Here is a 24,760-nt window from a genome sequence, read left to right as displayed (position 1 = left end):
TCGCGCACGCACGCAGAAAGGCCCCGGGCGAACCCGGGGCCTTTCGAAGCGTTCAGACGCAGTGATTACTTGAGGGTAACCGTGGCGCCTGCCTCTTCCAGAGCAGCCTTGGCCTTCTCGGCGGTCTCCTTGTTGGCGCCCTCAAGGACGGCCTTCGGAGCGCCGTCGACGACAGCCTTGGCCTCGCCGAGGCCCAGCGAGGTGAGCTCGCGGACGGTCTTGATGACCTGGATCTTCTTGTCGCCAGCGGCCTCGAGGATGACGTCGAAGGAGTCCTTCTCTTCCTCAGCCTCAGCAGCGCCTGCGCCACCCGCGGCACCCGCGACGGCGACGGGAGCAGCAGCGGTGACCTCGAACTTCTCCTCGAACGCCTTGACGAAGTCGTTGAGCTCGACGAGGGTCAGGCCGGCGAACTGCTCGAGCAGCTCCTCAGTGGTGAGCTTAGCCATGATGTATCTCCTAATAGATGGGGTTTGTTGACGAGAACACCGGTCGCTTACGCGGCCTCGGCGGTCTCCAGCTTTTCGCGAAGCGCGTCGATGGTGGCGGCAGCCTTGCCCATCGTCGCCTTCATCATGCCCGCAGCCTTCGCCAGCAGAACCTCACGGCTCTCGAGGGAGGCGTACTTGTTGACCTCGTCGGCGGAGAGCGCGTTGCCCTCGAAGATGCCGGCCTTGATCACGAGAAGCGGGTTGGCCTTGGCGAAGTCACGAAGAGCCTTGGCAGTGGCGACGAAGTCGCCGTGCACGAACGCGACAGCCGACGGACCGTTGAGGTCGTCGTCCAGCGCGGTGATGCCAGCCTTGTTGGCGGCGATCTTGGTCAGCGTGTTCTTCACCACGGCGTACTCAGCGTCCTGACGGATGCTGTTGCGCAGCTCCTTGAGCTGGGCAACCGTCAGACCGCGGTACTCGGTCAGCAGAACGGCGGACGAGTTCTCGAATGACTTCGTGAGCTCGGCGACCGATGCATCCTTCTGCGCCATGGTCACTCCTTGGTGTGTACGAGGCGCCTCACGGCGGTGAGGCGCCGACCTCGACCTTCACGGCAACAAAAAAGCTCCGGCGCAAGCGCACGGAGCTGAATCAGATCGTGTCCTGCGCGGGCCCCTGCATTGCAGTGCTTCGATCGCCGTGCTCGCGCACGACGATGACCAGCGGTCTTCGGTTACGACAAGGATACCCGGGACGAGGCGTCCGGCCAAATCGAGGTCATCTCCGATCCGCCGCGCGACCCGCGTGGCCGGCGAGCGCGTCCGCGGCGCGCACGAGAGTGAGATGCGAGAGCGCCTGCGGCGTGTTCCCCGCCTGCCGCCGCTCGTGCGGGTCGTACTCCTCCGACAGCAGTCCAACGTCGCTCGCGAACGCGCACAGTCTCGTCATGAGCGACTCGGCATCCGCGGTCCGGCCACTCGCCGCGTACTGCTCGACGAGCCAGAAGCTGCACGCCAGGAACGGATGCTCGTCGCCCGGCAGCCCATCGACTCCGGTGGCGGCTCGATAGCGCAGCAGCAGCCCGTCGCGCATCAACGTGTCCTCCATGCGCGCGACGGTGCGCAGCATCCGTTCATCGTTCGCCGCGCAGAATCCGACCTGCGCAAGCACGAGCAGCGAGGCATCCACCTCGTCCGTCTCGTAGTGCTGGACGAAGTGGCCGTCCGCGTGCACGCCGCGGTCCTCGATCTCCGCGCGCAGAGCGTCGCGCGTGCCGATCCATTTCTCCACGTCGCCGGTCATCCCGTGCTCCAGGACCGCCCTCACGCCGCGATCCATCGCGGCCCACATCATGACCCTCGAGTGGGTGAACCATCGTGGTTCGCCGCGGATCTCCCAGATGCCGTTGTCGGGGCGACCGGCCCCCGCGATCACGCGTTCGATGAGGGCACGCTGCAGCGGCCAGGAGAACTCCGTCTCCTCGACACCGGCCAGGCGCGCGGCCTCAAGCGCCACCAGCACCTCGCCGATCACATCCCCCTGATACTGCGACACCGCACCGTTGCCGATGCGGACGGGCGCTGCGCCCGCGTAGCCCGGAAAGGACGTCAGCTCACGTTCTGCCAGATCGCGTTCGCCCGCGATGCCGTACATGATCTGCACCTCGTGCGGCTCTCCCGCGATGGCGCGGAGCAGCCAGCGCCGCCAGTGCTCTGCCTCGCGCAGGAAGCCGTGCGTGATGAGCACCTCCAGCGTCAGCGCGGCATCCCGCAGCCAGACGTATCGGTAGTCCCAGTTGCGGGAGCCACCGAAGTCCTCGGGCAGCGAGGTCGTCGCGGCCGCGATGATGCCACCGGTGTCCCGGTGGGTGAGGGCCCTCAGCGTGAGCAGTGAACGCGTCACGGCGCCTCGATGCTCGCCCTGATGCTGGATGCGGCTCGCCCACCCCTGCCACCACGAGCGCGTGACCTCCAGCGCGCGATCGACGTCGATCGGTTCTGGTGTCCGCAGGGACGACTCGAACCAGCTGAGCACGAGATCGACGGTCTCGCCCTGTGCGACCGTGAACGCTCCGGTGTGAACGTGATCGCTCGCGTTCAAGCGCACGCCGCGGATGACCACGGCATCCGGCCCAGCGGTCGCCCACAGCGCCGGCTTCGCCGCGGTCCCGATCTGCCGTACCCATGGCAACGCTCGCGCATAGTCGAAATGCAGTCGCAGCTCGGTCTCCATGTCGACCAAGCCCTCGATCCCGACGACACGACGCACGAGGTGGACGCGCTCGTCGTGCAGCGCGAGGAACTCCTGCACCTCGGCCACGCCGTCCCCCGATTCCCACCGGCTGACGAGGATGAACGTGTCCGGCAGGTACGAACGGGTCACCCGTGCCCGTCCCGAGGAGGGGCGCAGGCTCCAGCATCCGTGCGCCGGGTCACCGAGGAGAGCACCGAAGACGGAGGCCGAGTCGAACCGGGGAACGCACAGCCAGTCGATGCTGCCCTCCTTCGAGACCAGAGCGGCCGTCCGGCAGTCGCTGAGAAGCGCGTAGTCCTCGATCGGTGCGGGCATGGGGCCTGATTCTGGCATGCGCGGCCGGGGCCGGCAACGGTCTGGCGCCGGGCTCCGGCGACGTCTACTGTCGGGCTCATGCACGAGGAAACCGCAGCGGACACCGCCGCGCTCGAGGAAGTGACGCTCGTCATCTTCGGCGCCTGCGGCGATCTCAGCTCCCGACTGCTGCTGCCGGCACTCGGGCAGCTGCTCGCCCTGGAGCCGGCGCGCAGGATCAGCCTGCTCGGCGCCGATCGCGAGGACTGGACGGACGAGCAACTCCGCGACGTCGTCGCAGCTTCCTTCGCGACGGCGGATGCCGCCTCTGCCGTCGAGCAGTTGTCGATCGGGTATCGGCGGTGCGACCTGATGGAGCCGGATCAGATCCGCGCCCTGCTGAGCCAGGTCCCGCGAGGATCGGCGCTGTACTTCGCCGTACCGCCATCGGTCGCGGCCGGCGCCTGCGCGAAGCTCACCGCCGACGACATCCCCGCCGACACGATGCTCGTGCTGGAGAAGCCGTTCGGGACGGACGAGACCAGCGCCGCGGCTCTCAATGCGACCCTGGCGCGGCTGGTCCCGGAACACCAGGTGTTCCGCGTCGACCATTTCCTGGGCCGCTCGACGACGCTCAACATGCTCGGCGCTCGCTTCGCGAACCGCCTGCTGGCGCCGGTGTGGTCCGCCGAGCACGTCGAGTCCGTCTCGATCGTCTTCGATGAAAGCCTGGGCCTGGAGGGGCGTGCGGGGTACTACGACGGCGCAGGGGCCATGGACGACATGATCCAGAGTCATCTCCTGCAGGTGCTCGCCGTCCTCGCCATGGAGGAACCGGCGGCGCTCGACGAGATCGACTTCCGTGAAGCGACCACCGCGGTGCTCAGAGCGACCCGGGTGTGGAACGACGATCCGGTGACGGCATCGCGGCGGGCCCGCTACACGGCCGGGACGGTGGGCACCGCGTCGATGCCGTCCTACGTCGACGAGCCGGGCGTCGATCCGGCTCGAGGCACCGAGACGCTCGCCGAGGCGACCTTCGAGGTGCGCAATGCCCGGTGGGCCGGGGTCCCCTTCACGCTGCGCTCCGGCAAGGCCATCGGCGACCCCCGACAGGTCGTGTCCGTCCGCTTCCGTCCGGTCCGGCACCTGCCGTCGGGGTTCACGGGCACCGCCGACGGCGCAGAGCTGCGCTTCTGGCTCGGACCGGATCGAATGGACCTGGAGATCAACGTCAACGGCGCCGAGGACCCGCTCGAGCTCGAACGGGCGACGCTGTCGACCGAGTTCGGAGAAGGAGCGCTGCGCGCGTACGCCGAGGTCCTTTCCAGCATCCTGGACGGCGATCCGATGCTGGCAGTGCGCGGAGACGCTGCCGAACAGAGCTGGCGGATCATCGATCCGATCGCCCGAGCGTGGGCGAGCGACGCGGTTCCGCTGGAGGAGTACGCGGCTGGATCATCCGGCCCGGCGCACTGGGCCTCATCGCACTGACGCCGCGACGGTGGGTCTGGCAGGCGGCGTCGCCCGTCGGGGTTATGGTCTATTGGTGACCCCCGAACTCCAAGCACGCATCATCGCGGATTCCCGCGATCGCGTCGCCTGGCTTCGCGCGAGGGCCCGCGGCATCACGGCGACCGACGTCGCCGGCCTCTCCGGTGACAAGTCGATCACCCGCGCAGCCGATGCCAAGCTCGGCGGCGGTGCCCGCTTCGGCGGCAACGCCTACACCGACCACGGCCGGCGGCGAGAGCCCGAGATCGCGGCCTGGGTGGCGGCGACGCACGGCATCCAGCCTTCATCGGCTTTGTTCCGGGCCGAGCTCGAGCATCGCCATCTGGCCACGCCGGACGGGATCATGGAGGATGCCGCGGGCCGCGTCACGCTCGCCGAGATCAAGACGACCAACAAGGACTGGCGAACGATCCCGCGGACGTACCTGCGACAGGTGTGGTGGCAACAGCATGTCCTCGGCGCCGAGCGCACCCTCTTCGTCTGGGAGGAGCACGATCAGTTCCGCCCCATCCACGATGAACCGCGCTGCGTATGGATCGACCGGGACGACAAGGAGATCGGGCGGCTCGTGCACATGGCGACGCGTCTGATCGACGAGCTCTACCACCGCACCACGGGCCAGCAGCCGCCGACGCGAGTGGCTCCGTCGGGTGACCGGCGTGACGCGCTACGCGAGCGGGACATGTTCCGCGCCCTCGCCCTGTCCGACTGACCGCTCAGCGCGCGAGCACCCGCATCGCCTCGGCCGCGATCTCGGCCGCGATCGCATCGAGCAGCACCGAGCGCAGGTTCCACTGCTGCCAGTAGAGCGGAACCCGGATCGGCTTCCCACCCAGCGGCCGCAGCGGGGTCGCCGAGTCACCTTCCGGCTCCTGCAGCGTCGGGACCATGCCCCAGCCGAGGCCGAGCCTGACGGCCTGCGCGTAATCGTAGGACGCCGGCACGTAGTGTCGCGGGATCCCGAGCTCGTCCACTCCCTGGGACGCGAGCCAGGTGTGCTGAAGCGAATCACGGCGATCGAAGTCCACGAAGGGAGCGCGTCTGAGCGCCGCCCGGGTGACGCCGTCGGGAAACCAGCGCCGGAAGAACTCGGGCGTCGCCATGGCGTCGTACGTGAGCACGCCCAGCGGCGCGACCGTGCATCCGGCGACTGGGGTGTCCTCTGAAGTGACCGCCGCCATCACCGTCCCGGATTCGAGCAGTCTGGCCGTGAAGTTCTGGTCGTCTCGGTGGAGGTCGAAATCGATCAGTCGTTCGCTCGCCAGACGCGCCAAGGGCGGGAGGAACCACGTGGCCATCGAGTCCGCGTTGACGGCCAGCGGGACCACCACTCTGGCCTGCGCCGCGTCATCGAGTCCCAACCCGGCCAGAGCGTCGTGCTCGATGAGCGCAACCTGACGAGCGAGGCGTACGACGGCCTCCCCCGCCGCCGTGGCGGTCGCGGGACGTCCTCGTATGATGAGCACCCGCCCGATCTGCTCCTCAAGGCTCTTCAACCGCTGGCTGACCGCCGAGGGCGTCACGTTGAGCGCCCGCGCCGCCTGATCGAGACTGCCCGTGTCGACGATCGCCGCGACGGTCGAGGCCGCATCCAACGGAATTCTGGTCACATAAGCCACCCTAATGCTGCGTGAACGATCATCGCTGTACCTAACTCGATCAGCGCCTTAGCGTGGAAGCATGATCTCCATCCTCGCCGGCCTCGGCCTCGGCCTGTCCCTCATCGTCGCGATCGGCGCGCAGAACGTCTTCGTGCTGCGCCAGGGCATCCGCCGCGAGCACGTCCTCGCGGTGGTCGTCATCTGCGCCGCCTCGGATGCCGTGCTGATCGCTGCAGGTGTGGCCGGTCTGGGCTTCCTCGTCGAGGGGGCACCGTGGCTCCTCACCGTGGCGCGTTGGCTGGGTGCCACGTTCCTGCTGGGATACGGAATGCTGGCAGCTCGTCGGGCGTGGCGCGGCACAGGTGCGACACTCGATCCGGCCCAGGAAGACACGATCGAGTCCGAGACGCGCCCGTCCGAGCAGCTGGTCGGCACCGGACCGAGCCGCGTGGCCACGGCCGATGTCACCACGCGAACGCGCTCCGTCGTACCGGTCATCCTCACGGCACTGGCGCTCACGTGGCTCAACCCGCACGTCTACCTCGACACCGTGCTGATGCTGGGCTCCATCGCGGCCACCTACGGTGATTCCCGCTGGCTGTTCGCCGCCGGCGCCATCACGGCCAGCTGCCTGTGGTTCACCGCACTCGGTTTCGGCGCGCGCTACCTCGGACGCTGGCTGCGGACGCCACGCGCCTGGCGAATCCTCGACGCGGTGATCGCAGTCGTCATGGTGGCCATCGCCATCGGCCTCATCCTGCCCGCCCTCCCGAGCTGACGCGGGCCGGGCGACCCCCGCGTCAGAAAGCCGAGTCGATCTCGGCGCGCCTCGCGGCGACGATCGCGCGGATGGCGTCGTCGGGCAGCGGTGCTCCCGGCTGGAACCTGATGGTGCCCTTCCCACCCACGTGCTGTGCGAGTTGCGTCGCCAGCGCGCTCACCACGGAAGCGCTGAAGGGGTAAAGCCCGACGTGTGCCTTCGCCTTCTTGACCGAGATGAGGGGACGGCCACGGTATGTGAGCGCCGGCATGCCATAGCCGACGCCTTGCTCGGCATCGGGCACGACGTCGCGCGCGATCTCGTACACGCGACCGATCGCAGCGCGGTCGTCGTCACCGAGAGAGGCCAGATAGTCGTCGACGGTGCCCATGGGACCATCCTGGCAGCGTGGGCGCACGGGGCGCGAGCACCTAACGCAAAAGAGGCCACCCCAGCACTGGGGTGGCCTCTTTCATAAAAGAAGTCCGGCGGTGTCCTACTCTCCCACAGGGTCCCCCCTGCAGTACCATCGGCGCTGTGAGGCTTAGCTTCCGGGTTCGGAATGTAACCGGGCGTTTCCCTCACGCTATGGCCGCCGAAACACTATTGATGTTTCAATCAAACCTAAAGACACACGTGGTGCCTGTAGGGTTCTCGACCGTACATCGAGAACCACAAAGTGGACGCGTAGCATCAAATCAAGCCAGTGTTGATTCGAGGTGTTATCAAGTCATCGGCTTATTAGTACCAGTCAGCTGCATGCGTTGCCGCACTTCCACATCTGGCCTATCAACCCAGTAGTCTGGCTGGGAGCCTCTCACCCGAAGGTATGGAAGTCTCATCTTGAGGCCGGCTTCCCGCTTAGATGCTTTCAGCGGTTATCCATCCCGAACGTAGCTAATCAGCGGTGCTCCTGGCGGAACAACTGACACACCAGAGGTTCGTCCAACCCGGTCCTCTCGTACTAGGGTCAGATCCTCTCAAACTTCCTACGCGCGCAGCGGATAGGGACCGAACTGTCTCACGACGTTCTAAACCCAGCTCGCGTACCGCTTTAATGGGCGAACAGCCCAACCCTTGGGACCTACTCCAGCCCCAGGATGCGACGAGCCGACATCGAGGTGCCAAACCATGCCGTCGATATGGACTCTTGGGCAAGATCAGCCTGTTATCCCCGAGGTACCTTTTATCCGTTGAGCGACAGCGCTTCCACAAGCCACTGCCGGATCACTAGTCCCGACTTTCGTCCCTGCTCGACCTGTCAGTCTCACAGTCAAGCTCCCTTGTGCACTTACACTCGACACCTGATTGCCAACCAGGTTGAGGGAACCTTTGGGCGCCTCCGTTACTTTTTGGGAGGCAACCGCCCCAGTTAAACTACCCACCAGGCACTGTCCCTGAACCGGATTACGGTCCGAAGTTAGATATCCAGAGTGACCAGAGTGGTATTTCAACAATGACTCCACATGAACTGGCGTCCACGCTTCAAAGTCTCCCACCTATCCTACACAAGCCACACCGAACACCAATACCAAGCTGTAGTAAAGGTCACGGGGTCTTTCCGTCCTGCTGCGCGTAACGAGCATCTTTACTCGTAATGCAATTTCGCCGAGTTCGCGGTTGAGACAGTTGGGAAGTCGTTACGCCATTCGTGCAGGTCGGAACTTACCCGACAAGGAATTTCGCTACCTTAGGATGGTTATAGTTACCACCGCCGTTTACTGGGGCTTAAATTCTCAGCTTCGCCTTGCGGCTAACCGGTCCTCTTAACCTTCCAGCACCGGGCAGGCGTCAGTCCGTATACATCGTCTTGCGACTTAGCACGGACCTGTGTTTTTAATAAACAGTCGCTACCCACTAGTCTCTGCGGCCTCCAAACGCTTTCGGAGCAAGTCCTAATACGTCGAAGGCCCCCCTTCTCCCGAAGTTACGGGGGCATTTTGCCGAGTTCCTTAACCACGATTCTCTCGATCTCCTTGGTATTCTCTACCTGACCACCTGAGTCGGTTTGGGGTACGGGCGGCTAGAACCTCGCGTCGATGCTTTTCTTGGCAGCATAGGATCATCCACTTTTTATCCGCATCGTGTCTCAGCCTATGTGAGAGACGGATTTGCCTATCTCTCGGCCTACGCACTTGCACCAGGACAACCATCGCCTGGCTTGGACTACCTTCCTGCGTCACACCTGTTAATACGCTAGCCGCACCAGAACGGGGTCGTACGCTAGGCCCAGAGCGTCACCCCGAAGGGATCAGTCACTGGGATTCAGATACTTAGCACTACTGGATTAGCTTGGGCGGTTCTTCGCCGGTACGGGAATATCAACCCGTTGTCCATCGACTACGCCTGTCGGCCTCGCCTTAGGTCCCGACTTACCCAGGGAAGATTAGCTTGACCCTGGAACCCTTGGTCTTTCGGAGGACGTGTTTCTCACACGTCATTCGCTACTCATGCCTGCATTCTCACTCGTGTAGCCTCCACGGCTGGTTCACACCGCCGCTTCGCTGGCCACACGACGCTCTCCTACCCATCAATACGGCTGGACCACGAAGGCCTACCAAAAATATCAATGCCACAACTTCGGTGGCGTGCTTGAGCCCCGTTACATTGTCGGCGCGGAATCACTTGACCAGTGAGCTATTACGCACTCTTTCAAGGGTGGCTGCTTCTAAGCCAACCTCCTGGTTGTCTAAGCAACTCCACATCCTTTCCCACTTAGCACGCGCTTAGGGACCTTAGATGGTGGTCTGGGTTGTTTCCCTCTCGACTATGAAGCTTATCCCCCACAGTCTCACTGCTGCGCTCTCACTTACCGGCATTCGGAGTTTGGCTGACGTCAGTAACCTTGTAGGGCCCATCGGCCATCCAGTAGCTCTACCTCCGGCAAGAAACACGCAACGCTGCACCTAAATGCATTTCGGAGAGAACCAGCTATCACGAAGTTTGATTGGCCTTTCACCCCTATCCACAGCTCATCCCCTCAGTTTTCAACCTAAGTGGGTTCGGTCCTCCACGACGTCTTACCGTCGCTTCAACCTGGCCATGGATAGATCACTTCGCTTCGGGTCTAGGACATGCGACTGAATCGCCCTATTCAGACTCGCTTTCGCTACGGCTACCCCACACGGGTTAACCTCGCCACATATCGCTAACTCGCAGGCTCATTCTTCAAAAGGCACGCTGTCACCCCTACTAAGGAGGCTCCAACGGTTTGTAAGCAAACGGTTTCAGGTACTATTTCACTCCCCTCCCGGGGTACTTTTCACCTTTCCCTCACGGTACTTGTCCGCTATCGGTCATCTGGGAGTATTTAGGCTTATCAGGTGGTCCTGACAGATTCACACGGGATTTCACGGGCCCCGTGCTACTTGGGATACTCTCCACGCCAGAACACATGTTTCGACTACGGGGCTGGCACCCACTATGGCCCGCCTTTCAAGACGGTTCGTCTACACGCTTCTGTAACGCCACCAATTCGGCAGAACTGGTAGGAAAGTCCCACAACCCCGAACATGCAACTCCTGCCGGATATCACACACACTCGGTTTAGCCTCATCCGCTTTCGCTCGCCACTACTCACGGAATCACATGTTGTTTTCTCTTCCTGTGGGTACTGAGATGTTTCACTTCCCCACGTTCCCTCTACCCGCCCTATATATTCAGACGGGAGTCACTAGGTCGGCACGCCGCCCAGCGGGGTTTCCCCATTCGGACACCCTCGGATCAAAACTTGCTTATCAGTTCCCCGAGGCTTATCGCAGATTGCTACGTCCTTCTTCGGCTCCAGATGCCAAGGCATCCACCGTTTGCTCTTAAAGACTTGAAATCACATGAGTTCGAATCGTCAAAAAATTGACTAATGATCTTTAAGATCATCTTCATGAACCAACCCGAAGGTCGGTCCAAAGATGCTCGCGTCCACTGTGTAGTTCTCAAAGTACGGGCGGTACCCCTCACCACCTCCCCAACCGGAGAGACAACAAGAGGCCCAGAGGATTCAGACAAAACGTCTGGCCCCTCAGGACCCAACAGCGTGCAGACACCAAACCCGCCGGCTCCCCCGTTCCAACAACCCCGAAGAGCTGCGTACTAGCAGAAACCAGCCTCGCTGGCGTCATGTCAAATGTTCCACCCATGAGCTCCCAGCGAAGAACGAACGTCTTCGATCTGGGTTCTGGACACCCCAAGAGGTGTCAGATGCTCCTTAGAAAGGAGGTGATCCAGCCGCACCTTCCGGTACGGCTACCTTGTTACGACTTAGTCCTAATTACCGATCCCACCTTCGACGGCTCCCTCCACAAGGGTTAGGCCACCGGCTTCAGGTGTTACCGACTTTCATGACTTGACGGGCGGTGTGTACAAGACCCGGGAACGTATTCACCGCAGCGTTGCTGATCTGCGATTACTAGCGACTCCGACTTCATGAGGTCGAGTTGCAGACCTCAATCCGAACTGGGACCGGCTTTTTGGGATTCGCTCCACCTTACGGTATCGCAGCCCTTTGTACCGGCCATTGTAGCATGCGTGAAGCCCAAGACATAAGGGGCATGATGATTTGACGTCATCCCCACCTTCCTCCGAGTTGACCCCGGCAGTATCCCATGAGTTCCCACCATTACGTGCTGGCAACATAGAACGAGGGTTGCGCTCGTTGCGGGACTTAACCCAACATCTCACGACACGAGCTGACGACAACCATGCACCACCTGTTCACGAGTGTCCAAAGAGTTGACCATTTCTGGCCCGTTCTCGTGTATGTCAAGCCTTGGTAAGGTTCTTCGCGTTGCATCGAATTAATCCGCATGCTCCGCCGCTTGTGCGGGTCCCCGTCAATTCCTTTGAGTTTTAGCCTTGCGGCCGTACTCCCCAGGCGGGGAACTTAATGCGTTAGCTGCGTCACGGAATCCGTGGAAAGGACCCCACAACTAGTTCCCAACGTTTACGGGGTGGACTACCAGGGTATCTAAGCCTGTTTGCTCCCCACCCTTTCGCTCCTCAGCGTCAGTTACGGCCCAGAGATCTGCCTTCGCCATCGGTGTTCCTCCTGATATCTGCGCATTCCACCGCTACACCAGGAATTCCAATCTCCCCTACCGCACTCTAGTCTGCCCGTACCCACTGCAGGCTGGAGGTTGAGCCTCCAGTTTTCACAGCAGACGCGACAGACCGCCTACGAGCTCTTTACGCCCAATAATTCCGGATAACGCTTGCGCCCTACGTATTACCGCGGCTGCTGGCACGTAGTTAGCCGGCGCTTTTTCTGCAGGTACCGTCACTCTCGCTTCTTCCCTGCTAAAAGAGGTTTACAACCCGAAGGCCGTCATCCCTCACGCGGCGTTGCTGCATCAGGCTTTCGCCCATTGTGCAATATTCCCCACTGCTGCCTCCCGTAGGAGTCTGGGCCGTGTCTCAGTCCCAGTGTGGCCGGTCACCCTCTCAGGCCGGCTACCCGTCGACGCCTTGGTGAGCCATTACCTCACCAACAAGCTGATAGGCCGCGAGCCCATCCCAGACCGAAAAATCTTTCCAGACGTTGACCATGCGATCACGTCTCATATCCAGTATTAGACGCCGTTTCCAGCGCTTATCCCAGAGTCCGGGGCAGGTTGCTCACGTGTTACTCACCCGTTCGCCACTGATCCACAAGAGCAAGCTCCTGCTTCACCGTTCGACTTGCATGTGTTAAGCACGCCGCCAGCGTTCATCCTGAGCCAGGATCAAACTCTCCGTAAAAAAGAAATGCATACCCACACGGGGAAAACCATGCAGGCAGCGAGTTTGAAACTGACCAAAGAGACAAAATCAACTGACTTCATCCGAATGCCAACCCCCAACAAAGAAGGTTGGTCTTTGATCCAAAGGAATTCTCACCCCCACAAAAGTGGAGACGAGGATAATTTGGCATTTGACAAGTGCACGCTGTTGAGTTCTCAAGGATCAGACGCTCCCCCGACCCAGCCTCACGACCAGGCCCGAAGGGCAACTTCTCTATCTTATCCGTCCCGCTCGGCCTGTCAAATCGACACGCCGGAAGGCCGGAACCAGAGGTGATGAACCGAAGCACTGAAGGCTTCGAGACAACTTCTCTAGCTTATCCGTTTCGCGGAGGCTGTCAAATCGGCGCTTTCGGATCGAAGATCCGCTGCGCAGCCGGTAGACCGCGTACCACGAGGTGGATCCCCCATCCTAGACGCGAACGTCCGCACTCTCAAGTGAGAGAAGGATCGGGGGTGGTTCTCCGCTTGAGGGGGGTGAGGCTCTCGGCCTTTCCGCTTCCCTGTGGGGCGAACAAGTAATAACTTACGCGGGATCCGGGGGACGGGCAAATCCAGGCCCTCCCATGGCGTGTCGCGCTGGTTTCCGCGGAACCCCGGCATCCGCTCACGCCTCGCCGGCGGCAGGTCGCGGGTACGACGAAGGGCCCCCGCCGCAGCGGGGGCCCTTCGAAGAAACGAGTCGTCGACTCAGATGGCGTTGACGTCCAGCGGGATGCCGGGGCCGAACGTGGTCGAGACCGCACCCTTCTGGATGTAGCGGCCCTTCGAGCTCGACGGCTTCAGACGCACGATCTCCTCGAGAGCCGCATCGATGTTCTCGTTGAGCTGCTCGGTGGTGAACGACGCCTTGCCGACGACGAAGTGCACGTTGGCGTGCTTGTCGACGCGGAACTCGATCTTTCCGCCCTTGATGTCCTCGACGGCCTTGGCCGGGTTCGGGGTCACCGTGCCGGTCTTCGGGTTCGGCATCAGGCCACGCGGACCCAGCACCTTTCCGAGACGACCGACCTGTCCCATGAGCTCGGGCGTGGAGACGGCTGCATCGAAGTTGGTCCACCCGTCGGCGACCTTCTGGATGAGCTCGGCGCCGCCGACCTCGTCGGCGCCGGCCGCGATCGCCGCTTCGGCCGCGGGGCCGGTGGCGAACACGATGACGCGAGCGGTCTTACCGGTGCCGTGCGGGAGGATGACGGTGCCGCGCACCATCTGGTCCGCCTTGCGCGGGTCGACGGACAGCTTCAGCGCGACCTCGACGGTCGAGTCGAACTTCGCCGAGCCGGTCTCCTTGGCCAGGGCGACAGCCTCAGCGGGAGTGTAGAAACGGTCTGCCTCGATCTTCTCGACGGCAGCCTTGTAAGCCTTGGACTTGGTAGCCATGATTATTCTCCTCAGCCCTCGACCGTGATGCCCATGGAGCGGGCGGTGCCGGCGATGATCTTCGAGGCTGCCTCGATGTCGTTCGCGTTCAGGTCAGCCTGCTTGGTCTCGGCGATCTGACGGACCTGGTCCTTGGTGATCTTCGCGACCTTGACCGTGTGCGGCGTCGACGAGCCCTTCGGCACACCGGCTGCCTTCTTGATGAGCTCCGCAGCCGGCGGGGTCTTCAGGATGAACGTGAAGCTGCGGTCCTCGTAGACGGTGATCTCCACGGGGATGACGTTGCCGCGCTGCGACTCGGTCGCGGCGTTGTACGCCTTGCAGAACTCCATGATGTTGACGCCATGCTGACCGAGCGCGGGGCCGATCGGCGGCGCCGGGTTGGCTGCACCGGCGTTGATCTGAAGCTTGATCAGGCCGGTCACCTTCTTCTTCGGTGCCATTCTCTTTCCTTTCATCGAATCGGATGCCGAGGCATCCGCTTCTCCCACGGGCCCGGCATCTCCGGGTCGTGGTCGTCTGCGCGCACGCCGAAGCGGCACACAAACCAGCCAAGTCTACCTGATCGGATCGCGTGCCGTGCTCACGCGCTGTCAGCCGAGTAGAGTGCGGTGATCCGCTCCCCCAGCATCCGCAGCGCGGCACGCACCTCTGGCGGCTCGACGACTTCGGCGGCGCCGGTCCAGCCCGCCAGTTGCTCTGCCAGTGCTTCGACGGTGTGCGCACTCACCTCGACACGGGCGGCACCTTCGGCATCCGGTGTCCCTATCCTCGCCTGCACGCCGAAGCGATCGCACAGCGCCCGGACCGCCCAGGGCTGAACCCGCACCACGGCGCGCACCGTCCCGCGCATGTCTTCGACGCGCTGGACCATTTCCGACCACGCGCGACCGCTGTCGAAGCCCGCCGGCGCCGCGCCTCGAAGGGGAAGGGTCTGCAGTGCGCGAATCCGATCGATCCGGTAAGTCCGCACTCGTCTTTGGTCGGCCGTTCCGTCATCGAGCGGAGACCCCGCGAGCAGATACCACGTCGATCCGCGGCTGCCGACGACGAGCGGGACGGTGTCGGTCTCCGACGGGCCGTGCGATCCGTCGTATTCGATCCGCACCTGTCGCATCCGCGCGATCGCGCGCTGGAGCTGCGCGAGCGTCGCCGCTGTCGCGTGGTCGCCCGCTTCTCCCCACGGCACGTCCCGCACCGTCGCCGCCGCCACACGCTGGACACCGTCCCGGAACGGCTCAGGGACCGCGCGGACGAACTTGCGAATCGCGGCGACGCGCTCCGGGTCGGTTCCGGCGCTCTGCGCGATCGCGATCAGCAATGCGGTCGCCTCGCCCTCGGTGAGCCCGGTCAGGTCGGTGCGCGCGCCGCCGATCAGACGCCAGCCGCCTCCACGTCCTCGAGTCGGGTAGATCGGGATGCCGGACATCGCGAGAGCCTCGAGATCACGACGGGCAGTAGGCACGGAGACCTCGAGTTCGGCCGCCAGCTCGGCGGCGGTGATCTGCGGGCGTCCCTGCAGCAGCAGCAGCGCCTGGATCAAACGGTCGGCACGGATCGGAACTCTCTTTCTGAAGTGATCAGTTGATGATCACTTCACCGTCGAGCATAGAAGAAACCCCCACGAACAAGGAGAAGGACAGATGTTCCGAGGACTCGCCAATCTCAATCTCGTCGCCGAGGACATGCCGACCGCCGTCGACTGGTACAGCACCGTGTTCGAGTCGGCGCCGTACTTCGTTCGGCCGGAGCAGGGGCCCGCGCAGTACGCCGAATGGCGGTTCGGCGACGACGAGGACGAATTCGCTCTCATGGATGCTCGATTCCGCCCCGCACTCGCGCAGCCGGGCGGTGCACTGGTCAGCATGCATGTCGATGACATCAGGGCGAGCGTCGATCGCCTGATCGGACTCGGCGCGACGACATTCGATCCGGTCACGCAGCGCGGTGAAGGCTGGTGGTCGGCATCGGTCAGCGATCCGTTCGGCAATCTGCTCGGACTGATCCAGAGCCCGCACTGGGCAGCGCGCCACGCCGGCTGACCGGCATCCGCCCGCATACGAGAACGGCCGCCCGATCGGGGCGGCCGTTCTCGCGAAAGCTGGCGTCAGAGCATCTTCGTGACCTGGTCGAAGCTGAGCTCGACCGGGGTCTCGCGCTCGAAGAGGGAGACGAGCACCGTGAGCTTGCCGCTCTCGGGCTTGATCTCGCTGATCGAACCGGGAAGACCCGCGAACGAGCCCTCCTTGATCGTGATGGTCTCGCCGATCTCGAAGTCGACCTCTGCCGCGACCGGACGCGCGACGGCGACACCGCCCTTGGACTGGACGTTCTTCGCGGTCGGGATGTCCTTGACCTCGACGAGCGACTTCAGCATGTTGAAGGCCTCTTCGAAACGCAGCGGAGTCGGGTTGTGGGCGTTGCCCACGAAGCCGGTGACGCCGGGCGTGTGGCGGACGACCGACCAGGTGTCCTCGTTGAGCTCCATCCGCACCAGCACGTAGCCGGGGATGCGCACGCGGGTGACCATCTTGCGCTGGCCGTTCTTGATCTCGACGACGTCCTCCATCGGGACCTCGACCTGGTAGATGTCGTCCTCGACCTCGAGCGTCGACTTGCGCTGCTCGATGTTGGCCTTCACCTTGCGCTCGAAACCGGCGTAGGAGTGGATGACGTACCACTTGCCCGGGAGCATCCGCAGATCCAGACGGAACTCCTCGTAGGGGTCCGCCTCCTCGTCGCCGTTCACGTCGGGGCCGTCATAGGGAGCGACCTCGTCGGCTGCGTCGGCTTCGCGATCCGCGGCCTCCTCGGCCACCGAGTCGTTGAGGACTTCGGCGGCGGCTTCGGATTCGGCCGCTTCGTCCAGGTTGAGAGCGTCGTTCACGATCGCGTCCGCCTCCGGGTCGTTGATGTCGATGTCGTCCTCCGTGCCGTCCTCATCCTGTTCCTCGTCGCCGCCCTCGATGTGCAGTGCGACGTGCTCGGCCGGAGCGACCGAGAGCTCCTCGGCGGAGAGGACGTTGCCCTCCTGCGCCTCGTCGTCCTCGCTGGACTGCTCCGCGGCGGTCGCCCAGTCGGCGTCGTCGGAATATCGTTCAGACACGTTGTTTCTTTCCATTCACTGCGGCGCTAGCCGCGGGATTGGGGCTCTTACTGCGGAACCCCGAAGACCTGAGCCGTCAGCCACGAGAAGGCGGTGTCCAGACCGTAGACGAAGGCCATCACGATCACCACGAAGACGAGGACGACGAGCGTGAACTTGACCAGTTCCTTGCGGGTCGGAGTGACGACCTTGCGGAGCTCGCCGATGACCTGACGGAAGAACAGCGCGATGCGGCCGAAGAAGCCGAGCTTCTTGACCCGGGCTGCGCCGCCTGCCGCGACGACCTCGCCGCGCGGTTCGTCCTGATCCATCCTGAATGTACCTTTCGTGTGCCAGCGTGGCGCTGACGCGCAGGGCGGACAGGAATCGAACCTGCAACCTGCGGTTTTGGAGACCGCTGCTCTGCCAATTGAGCTACCGCCCTAGAGACCGTGTGGCCTCTGGATCCGCATCGCTCCTGCACCCTCGGGCACGGCGAAACAATGCAGACAACTGCCTCACCAGTGTAGGGCATCCCGCGGGCCCCGGCGAACCGAGGGCCCCCTGTTAGGCTCGTCAGTCGGTTGAGGGAGGGCGCTGTGCACGGGGGGATCCAGCAGTTCCAGGTCGATCTGCGCGGCGTCGTCGATCTGCTGAGCAGGCATATCTACTCCAGTCCTCGCGTGTATCTGCGCGAGCTCCTGCAGAACGCGAGAGACGCCATCACGGCGCGCTCCGAGGTCGACGGAGCCGGCGGTACCATCCGCATCACTCCGCTCACCGAGGCATCCGGCGAGTTCGTGCTGCGCGATGACGGCGTGGGGTTGAACGCCACGGAAGTGGCCGAGCTGCTGGCGACCGTCGGACGCAGCTCCAAGCGCGACATCTTCGACCTCCCCCGCAGCGACTACCTCGGCCAGTTCGGCATCGGCCTGCTCAGCTGCTTCATGGTCGCCGACACGATCGTCATCCGCTCGCGCAGCGCGCGCGGCGGTGCGAGCGTGGAGTGGACCGGCAGCGCCGACGGCACCTTCCAGGTCGCCGAGCTCGCCGAGGAGCTTCCGATCGGCACGAGCGTCCACCTGCGCCCTCGGTTCGATGCCGACGACCTGCTTCGCCCCGGCGCCGTGCGCGAGCTGGCGACCGTGTTCGGCGAGTTCCTGCCGGTCCGCGTCGTGCTGGAAGCGCCGGGCGGCGACGTCGACATCACCCGCCCCGCACCGTTCCTGGATGCCACCGACGACCCGGAAGCCGCAGCGCAGTACGGCAGGGATCTGCTCGGAGCGTCGCCGCTGGATGTGATCGAGCTGGCTGAGCCGGCCACCGGAACGCGTGGACTCGCGTACGTGCTGCCGTTCGCCCCTCCCCCCGGATCCCGCCAGGCCACTCGGATGTACCTCGGCAGGATGCTGCTCTCCGAGCGGGCGGACGACGTCCTCCCCGAGTGGGCGTTCTTCGTGAGAGCGGTCGTCGACTCGACCGGCCTCGCCCCGACGGCGAGCCGTGAGTCCCTCGTCGAGGACGCCGCTCTCGATCGCGTCCGGGAGCAGCTCGGAGCCGGGATCCGGCGCTGGATCCTCGAGCTCGGTCTGCGTGAGCCGCATCGCCTGGCGCAGTTCGTCGCGATCCACGAGGTCGGGCTCAAGTCCTTGGTGCGCCACGACGAGGAGCTGGCCGCGTTCATCACGCGCTGGCTGACGGTCGAGACCACGCACGGCAGCATGCGCGTCGGAGACCTCGTGGAGCGCTACTCGCATCTGCGGTATGCGCGGACCGTCGACGAGTTCCGTCAGGTCGCCGGCATCTCGCCGCACTCCGAAGTGCTCGTCAACGGCGGGTACCTGTACGACGCCGACCTCGTCCGGATGCTGCCAGAGCTGTACCCGCACGTGACCGTAGAGCAGGTCGACGTCACGGGCGAGCTCGATCGGCTCGACCCTCCACCGCTGGACGATCGGGCCGCCGCCGTCGCCCTGGAGGACCGCGCGGGCGCGGTCCTCCAGGCATCCGACTGCTCGGTGGTCGTCCGTGCGATCGACCGCCCGGAGTTGCCAGGGCTGTACGTCGCCGACCCCGCGGTGCTGCGATCGCTGGACCGCGGCCGCACGAAGGGCATCGCCGGCGCACTGTGGGGCGGCGTTCTCGCGCGCATCGACGACACCCTCTCGGCGGGTCGGGAGGACGATCCGAGCGTGCGCCTGTGCCTGAACTGGTCCAATCGGGTCGTCCGCTCGCTCACCGGCGTCCGGGACGAGGCCGTCTTCGCCCGCACCGTCCAGCTGCTCTATGTCCAGGCATTGCTGGCAGGGCATCATCCGCTCACGGATGCCGACCGCACGCTCATGACCACCGCGCTCGCGGATCTCGTCTCGCTCTCCGCCGGGCTCGACGTCGACACCGTCGACGACGCCCGCTGATCGCCCCACCGCAGAAGGGTCCCCCATGGCACGTCCGAAGAAGCAGTTCCAGCAGCTCGTCGAGGAGATCGATCGCACTCCATGGGGCCCTGCCGAGCAGGCCATGGTGGCGCAGGCGGTCGCGCTGGCGCAGGAGATCGGCGACGAGCAGCTGGAGTATCAGGCCAGGATGCGCCAGACCGCTTCGGCGAACATGGGCGGCGCCACCGACGTCATGCTGAACTCGTTCGCGTGGTGCCTGGCTCATCACGACGCCGACCCGACGCGGTTCCCCGCCGACATCGACAACGGCGGCGCCGACCTGATGTGGCAGTTCAAATGGATGGCGTCGGCCCTGCGTTCGTCCCCCGCATTCTCGCAGGAGCAGATCGCGGCTGTACTCGACGACATGGAGACGCACTACCGCACGGCCGGTCTCGGCATGAGCGGTGTGCTCACCGCACGCTTCGAGGACGCCTGGGATGCCGGTCGCATCGAGGATGCCGAGCGACTGCGCGTCCAGTTGGAGGCGACTCCCCGCGACGAGCACAGCCACTGCGACGCCTGCAGCCGAAGCCAGATCGCCGGCTTCTTCGTCGACACGGATCGCGACGCGGAGGCCATCCGTCTCGTCGAGGAGATGATCGAGGGCGGCTTCTCCTGCGGCGAGGAGCCGGAACACGCGCTCTCGCGCGTGCTGCTGCCGTATCTGCGCGCCGGCCGACTCGATGAGGCCAAGACGGCGCATCTGCGCAGCTATCGGCTGGCCAAGGACAACCCGGACAACCTCACGATCATCGCGAACAACGTCGTGTTCTGCGCCGTGAGCGGCAACGAGGCTCGAGCGCTGTCGCTCGTCGAGCGTCACCTGCCCTGGCTCGCGCACGACGGACTGAACGTGGACGCCCACTTCACGGCCCTCGGTGCGTTCGCCTTCGCGCTGGACCGCGTCACGGCCGCGGGCCACGGCGAGACTCCGGTGCGCGGTGCGGAGGCCGCGGCGCTGCTGCCGTTCTTCGGCCCGCACGAGGGCGTCTGGTCGGCCGCCGCGCTGTCGGCCGCCTGCTGGGCGGCTGCCGAGCGCATCGGGGCGGAGTTCGACGCCCGAGACGGCGGCGACGCGCACGCCGAGCGGCTGCGCCGGTTGCGCGGCCTCGCCGATACCGCGTTCGACGTCCCGATCCGATCGGACGTCTTCGTCGAGCCGCTGTCGACGGCGTTCCCCGCCGACGCGGACGCATGGTTCGATCGCGTGGTCGAGCTCGCCGACTACGGCGCGGAGGCCGAGACGCTGAGCGCCCTGCCGCATGCTTTCGACGTGACGGATGCGGTCAAGCTGGCGCGCCTGCAGTCGGTGCGCATCGCCGTCCTCGTCGCCACGGACCGCGAGGACGAGGCGCTGGCACTGCTGCCCGAGCGGATCGCGGCGCTGCGCGCCGCAGGCGATGAAGCCCAGGCGGATCTGGAGGAGCGCGTCGGCCTCGCCACGTTCGGCGCATCCGGGGCCGCGGATGTGGCAGCGCTCGAACGCGAGCTGGCCGACGACGCCGCGCTGCCGCCGCGGTCCCGCGGAGATCTGGCGATCAGCCGCGCCTCGCAGCTGCTGAAGGCGGAGGATCACGCCGCCGCGCTCGATCTCGCCGAGCGGGCGCACCGTGGATTCGCCGAGGCGGAGGACACCCGCCTCGTGCATGCGACGAGCCTGCTCGCGGTCTTCGCGCTGCTGCAGAGCGAGCACCTCGAACGCGCCGTCGGGCACCTGGACCGCCTTCTCGCCGAAGAGGACCTCGGGACCGGCCACCGTGCTCGCGCCCTCGAGATCCGCGCCCGCATCCGTGGCGGCCAGGGCGAGTTCGCCGCCGGCGCGACGGACGCCGACGAGGCCTGCCGGCTCCTCGCAGGGATCGGCGCCGACAGCAGCCTGGCCGCGAGCCACATGCTCGCCGGAGCGCTGTGGGAGGACGCCGGCGACGCCGACAAGGCCGTGACGCGCTACCGGACCGCCGCGCACCTCGTCGGCCGGGAGGGCGGCGATCTGTCCGGCATCGACTTCCGGCTCGCGCGCGCGATGCTCGCCGCCGATGATGCGGCGGAAGCCGCCGAGCTGTTCGGTGACGTGCTGCGCCGCGAGGAGGAGGCCGAGGTGCCGGCCGGATCACGCGCGGCCACCGTGATGATGCTCGCGCGTTCGCTGGCCTCGTCGGGAGAATTCGGACAGGCGGTCGGCGCCTTCGGCTACGCGGCCGAGCTCTATGGCGCCGCCGAGGAAGGCGCCGATCAGGCTCTGGCCCTGAGCGAGCAGGCGAAGATCCTCGCGCGCTTCGACGAGCACGACGACGCGATCGATCTGCTCGAAACGGCCGCCGAGATCGTGCGCAGGACGCCGGATGCCGCCGGAGCGGTCACCGAGGTGCTGCACAACCTGGGTCAGGCGTACGCCGGACAGCAGGATGAGCGCTCGTTCGCCCTGTTCGATGAGGTCGCCGCGCTGGCGACCGAGCACGAGGCAGGATGGCTACTGGCGGATGTCACCGACTCGCGTGCTCGCGCCTTCGCGGGTCTCGGCAGGGTGGACGAGGCCGTCTCCGCCGCGCTGACCGCCGCGGACGGATTCGTCGCGCTCGGCGATGCGGGCGCCGCCGGAGGATCCGAGCTGTTCGCCGCCCGTGTGCTCGCGGGCGGCGACCGCGGCGAGGACGCCGTCGCGATCTACCGCACGGTGATCGAGCACGCCGCCGAGATCCCGCCCCTGCGGCAGGTGGCCGCACTCGAGCTCGGCGACGTGCTCGAAGGGCTGGGCCGCACCGACGACGCCGCCCAGGCACGCGCGATCGCGGAGGCCTGAACCTCCGCGATCGCGTCGACGGCAGCGGGAGCAGATCCCGCCGGAGAACCGGTCAGCTCATCGGGATGACCGCGTACAGCAGCCAGGTGAGCAGGAATCCGGCGATGCCGAGCACGGTGGTGAGCGGCGTCCAGGTGCGCAGGCCGTCCTTCACGGACAGTCCGAGATAGCGCGTGACGACCCAGAAGCCGGAGTCGTTCACGTGGCTGAGGCCGAGGGCGCCGTAGCCGATCGCGATGGCGACGAGTGCGATGTGGATCGTGTCGAGTCCGAGCACGGCGACCGTCGGCAGCAGCAGTCCAGCCGTCGTCGTGATCGCCACGGTGGCCGATCCCTGTGCCGCACGCATGATGAGCGAGATGAGGAAGGCGGCCAGCAGCAGCGGCATCCCGGTTCCCGCGAGCACCTCGGCGACGGCGCCGCCGATGCCGGTCTCGGTGAGGATGCGGCCGAAGGCACCGCCCGCGCCGGTGATGAGGATGATCACTGCTGCGCTGGGCAGCGCCGATTCCATGACCTCGCCGAGCTTCGCACCCGACCAGCCGCGGCGCACGCCGAGCAGGAACATCGCGGCGGCGATCGCCACCATGAGGGCGAAGATCGGCTGGCCGATCATCGAGAGGAACCCGTTCCAGAACGTGCCGGCTTCGAACGCCGGGGCGACGGTCGTGCCGAGCATGATGAGCACGAGCGGAAGCAGGATGATCGTCAGCACCGTGTATGCGCTCGGCGCCTTCTCCCCCTCGCGCAGCCCGCTGTTGGGTGATGCTTCGTCGGAGCCGAAGCGGTCGAACATCTCCTTGGTCGCCTCGATCATCGCGAACTCGCGTCGGTTGATGACCTTCGACACCAGGTAGGAGAGCACGGCCAGCGGGATCGAGATGAGCAGCGAGAAGATCAACACCCATCCGATGTCGGCGCCCAGGATGGTCGCACCGCCGACGATGCCGGGGTGCGGTGGGACAGCGACGTGAACCGCCAGCATGATGCCGGCCACCGGCAGCCCGAAGGTGATCGGGTTGAGCCCGGCGATCTTCGAGAACGCGAAGATGATCGGCACGAGGATGATGAACCCGGCATCGAAGAACACCGGGATGGCGAGGATGCCGGCGGCCGCCACGAGGGCGATGCCGACGCGCTTGGGGCCGAGCCACGACGTGAACCTGCCCGCCAGCGATTCGGCGCCGCCGGACAGCTCGATGATCTTGCCGAGCATCGAGCCGAGCGCGACGAGCACCGCCACGGAGCCGAGCGTGCCGCCGACTCCGGCGATGATCGCCTGGATGATGCCGAGCTGCTCCGGACTGGTGTCCGTCGCGGGGATCGTGGTCATCGGCAGTCCGGCCGCGAGGCCGACCACGATGGACACCAGGATGAGGGCGTAGAACGCCTGCATCTTGAAGCGGATGATCAGCAGGAGCAGCAGCGCGAGGCCTGCCACTCCGATCGCGATCAGAGCGGGAAGAGGGAGCGTCATCGAATCTCTTCTTTCCGGCGCGCACGCCGTACGGTTCGGGTCAGGACAGGCGTTCGGGGGCGATCACGCGGATCACTGCTGAGTCGTCGTGGGCACCGAGGCCCTGCGCCTCGCCGAGCAGGAAGAGTTGCTCGGCGGCGGCTGCGACGGGGGTGGACAGGTGCGCCCGGCGTGCGGCGTCGCCGACGATGCCGAGGTCCTTGACGAAGATGTCCAGCCGGCTGAGCACCTCTGCACCCTCCTCCTCGTACGCCTGCAGCGCGCGAGGACCGCGGTTGCCGAGCATGAACGAGTTCGCAGCTCCGGCGGTCAGCGCCTCGAGCGTCTTCTCACGGTCGAGCCCCAGGGCATCGGCGAGGGCGAGCGCCTCGGCCGCGGCGGCGATGTGCACGCCGCACAGGAGCTGGTTGACGGTCTTGAGCGCCTGCCCGTCGCCGGGGCGCTCCCCCACTATCGAGAGCGTCGATGCGAGTTGCTCGAGGATCGGGCGGGCGATCTCCAGAGCATCCGGAGTCGCACCGACGACGATGAGAAGGTCGCCGTCGCCCGCGCGCACCGGCCCGCCGGAGAGCGGGGCGTCCACGAGATGCGCTCCGTGCTCGGCGAGGCGGGAGGCGGTGTCGGCGATGCCTTCGGTGCCCACGGTGCTGGTGAGGATCACGACGGCTCCCTCGGCGAGGTGCGACGCGAGTCCGCTCTCGCCGAAGAGCAGGGCATCCAGCTGGGCGCCGGTGCGCACGGCCACGAGCACCGCCTGCGCATCGGCGACGGCCTCGGCCGCGGAGGATGCCGCGGCGACACCCTGCTCAGCGGCCAGCGCGACGCGCTCCGCAGCGATGTCGAACCCGCGGACGGTGAAGCGTTCAGCCAGGCGGGTCGCCATGGGAAGCCCCATGGCTCCGAGCCCGATGACGGCGGCGGTGGTGGTCATCTCGGTACCTTTCAG

18 protein-coding genes, 1 tRNA gene and 3 rRNA genes are annotated in these 24,760 nt (G+C 65.4%); 6 read left to right on the top strand and 16 right to left on the bottom strand.

Features of this window, described 5'->3' with window-relative positions; all coding sequences use genetic code 11:
- Positions 1–65: 65 nt before the first annotated feature.
- The 3 genes from rplL to OED01_RS03765 all read right to left on the bottom strand — a co-directional run bounded on the left by rplL (position 66) and on the right by OED01_RS03765 (position 3,002).
- The gene (gene rplL / locus OED01_RS03775) at positions 66–449 is read right to left on the bottom strand and encodes a 50S ribosomal protein L7/L12 (RefSeq protein ID WP_029261007.1); all 384 of its coding nucleotides are present in this window, start codon (positions 447–449) and stop codon (positions 66–68) included.
- A 47-nt stretch (positions 450–496) separates the two neighbouring features.
- The gene (gene rplJ / locus OED01_RS03770; protein ID WP_264157052.1) at positions 497–985 is read right to left on the bottom strand and encodes a 50S ribosomal protein L10; all 489 of its coding nucleotides are present in this window, start codon (positions 983–985) and stop codon (positions 497–499) included.
- A 226-nt stretch (positions 986–1,211) separates the two neighbouring features.
- Entirely contained in the window at positions 1,212–3,002 is a 1,791-nt protein-coding gene (locus OED01_RS03765; RefSeq protein ID WP_264157051.1) for a glycoside hydrolase family 15 protein, read from the bottom strand.
- Positions 3,003–3,080: 78 nt separating this feature from the next.
- On the opposite strand from OED01_RS03765, the gene OED01_RS03760 reads away from it, so the two are divergent.
- Positions 3,081–4,475 (top strand): glucose-6-phosphate dehydrogenase, encoded by a 1,395-nt coding sequence (locus tag OED01_RS03760; protein WP_264157050.1) that lies wholly within the window; start codon positions 3,081–3,083, stop codon positions 4,473–4,475.
- Positions 4,476–4,530: 55 nt separating this feature from the next.
- On the top strand, positions 4,531–5,208 hold the full coding sequence (locus OED01_RS03755) for a YqaJ viral recombinase family protein (protein WP_264157049.1): 678 nt from the start codon (positions 4,531–4,533) through the stop codon (positions 5,206–5,208).
- A gap of 4 nt (positions 5,209–5,212) precedes the next feature.
- On the opposite strand, the gene OED01_RS03750 is transcribed toward OED01_RS03755, so the two are convergent.
- Positions 5,213–6,106: a LysR family transcriptional regulator ArgP gene (locus tag OED01_RS03750; protein WP_264157048.1), complete on the bottom strand. Its 894-nt coding sequence runs from the start codon at positions 6,104–6,106 to the stop codon at positions 5,213–5,215.
- A gap of 70 nt (positions 6,107–6,176) precedes the next feature.
- On the opposite strand from OED01_RS03750, the gene lysE reads away from it, so the two are divergent.
- On the top strand, positions 6,177–6,875 hold the full coding sequence (gene lysE / locus OED01_RS03745) for an L-lysine exporter (protein ID WP_264157047.1): 699 nt from the start codon (positions 6,177–6,179) through the stop codon (positions 6,873–6,875).
- 22 nt (positions 6,876–6,897) lie between these two features.
- Here lysE and OED01_RS03740 read toward each other — a convergent pair whose 3' ends face one another.
- The 7 genes from OED01_RS03740 to OED01_RS03710 form a co-directional block, all read right to left on the bottom strand.
- Complete coding sequence (locus OED01_RS03740) at positions 6,898–7,248, bottom strand: iron chaperone (protein ID WP_264157046.1); 351 nt, start codon at positions 7,246–7,248, stop codon at positions 6,898–6,900.
- 92 nt (positions 7,249–7,340) lie between these two features.
- Positions 7,341–7,457: ribosomal RNA gene (rrf, locus tag OED01_RS03735) — 5S ribosomal RNA — on the bottom strand.
- Positions 7,458–7,578: 121 nt separating this feature from the next.
- Positions 7,579–10,683 (bottom strand): 23S ribosomal RNA (locus tag OED01_RS03730).
- A 382-nt stretch (positions 10,684–11,065) separates the two neighbouring features.
- Positions 11,066–12,590, bottom strand: a 16S ribosomal RNA gene (locus OED01_RS03725).
- The 16S, 23S and 5S rRNA genes sit together here, the layout of an rRNA operon.
- Before the next feature lie 731 nt (positions 12,591–13,321).
- Complete coding sequence (gene rplA, locus OED01_RS03720; protein WP_264157045.1) at positions 13,322–14,011, bottom strand: 50S ribosomal protein L1; 690 nt, start codon at positions 14,009–14,011, stop codon at positions 13,322–13,324.
- Between the two features lie 11 nt (positions 14,012–14,022).
- Positions 14,023–14,454, bottom strand: a complete 432-nt coding sequence (rplK, locus tag OED01_RS03715) for a 50S ribosomal protein L11 (protein WP_053097443.1) — start codon at positions 14,452–14,454, stop codon at positions 14,023–14,025.
- Positions 14,455–14,594: 140 nt separating this feature from the next.
- Positions 14,595–15,554 (bottom strand): helix-turn-helix transcriptional regulator, encoded by a 960-nt coding sequence (locus OED01_RS03710; RefSeq protein ID WP_264157044.1) that lies wholly within the window; start codon positions 15,552–15,554, stop codon positions 14,595–14,597.
- Positions 15,555–15,654: 100 nt separating this feature from the next.
- Between OED01_RS03710 and OED01_RS03705 the strand changes: the two genes are divergently transcribed.
- Entirely contained in the window at positions 15,655–16,053 is a 399-nt protein-coding gene (locus OED01_RS03705; RefSeq protein ID WP_264157043.1) for a VOC family protein, read from the top strand.
- 65 nt (positions 16,054–16,118) lie between these two features.
- On the opposite strand, the gene nusG is transcribed toward OED01_RS03705, so the two are convergent.
- The 3 genes from nusG to OED01_RS03690 all read right to left on the bottom strand — a co-directional run bounded on the left by nusG (position 16,119) and on the right by OED01_RS03690 (position 17,541).
- On the bottom strand, positions 16,119–17,117 hold the full coding sequence (gene nusG / locus OED01_RS03700; protein WP_264157042.1) for a transcription termination/antitermination protein NusG: 999 nt from the start codon (positions 17,115–17,117) through the stop codon (positions 16,119–16,121).
- A 47-nt stretch (positions 17,118–17,164) separates the two neighbouring features.
- Positions 17,165–17,428, bottom strand: coding sequence for a preprotein translocase subunit SecE (secE, locus tag OED01_RS03695; RefSeq protein WP_264157041.1), 264 nt, complete (start codon positions 17,426–17,428; stop codon positions 17,165–17,167).
- A gap of 40 nt (positions 17,429–17,468) precedes the next feature.
- Positions 17,469–17,541 (bottom strand) — tRNA-Trp (locus tag OED01_RS03690).
- 154 nt (positions 17,542–17,695) lie between these two features.
- Between OED01_RS03690 and OED01_RS03685 the strand changes: the two genes are divergently transcribed.
- Together OED01_RS03685 and OED01_RS03680 are read left to right on the top strand one after the other, a co-directional pair.
- Complete coding sequence (locus tag OED01_RS03685; protein WP_264157040.1) at positions 17,696–19,513, top strand: HSP90 family protein; 1,818 nt, start codon at positions 17,696–17,698, stop codon at positions 19,511–19,513.
- Positions 19,514–19,538: 25 nt separating this feature from the next.
- Positions 19,539–22,337: a hypothetical protein gene (locus OED01_RS03680; RefSeq protein WP_264157039.1), complete on the top strand. Its 2,799-nt coding sequence runs from the start codon at positions 19,539–19,541 to the stop codon at positions 22,335–22,337.
- Between the two features lie 52 nt (positions 22,338–22,389).
- Here OED01_RS03680 and OED01_RS03675 read toward each other — a convergent pair whose 3' ends face one another.
- Positions 22,390–23,814 carry a GntP family transporter gene (locus tag OED01_RS03675; protein WP_264157038.1) on the bottom strand — a complete coding sequence of 475 codons (1,425 nt, stop codon included), beginning with the start codon at positions 23,812–23,814 and terminating at the stop codon, positions 22,390–22,392.
- Positions 23,815–23,854: 40 nt separating this feature from the next.
- Positions 23,855–24,745 carry an NAD(P)-dependent oxidoreductase gene (locus tag OED01_RS03670; protein ID WP_264157037.1) on the bottom strand — a complete coding sequence of 297 codons (891 nt, stop codon included), beginning with the start codon at positions 24,743–24,745 and terminating at the stop codon, positions 23,855–23,857.
- Between the last annotated feature and the right edge of the window lie 15 nt (positions 24,746–24,760).

The organism is Microbacterium sp. M28, from assembly GCF_025836995.1.
Lineage (GTDB): Bacteria > Actinomycetota > Actinomycetes > Actinomycetales > Microbacteriaceae > Microbacterium.
The sequence above is the reverse complement of the archived record's forward strand: the minus strand, read 5'-3'. Positions and strand labels throughout refer to the sequence as shown.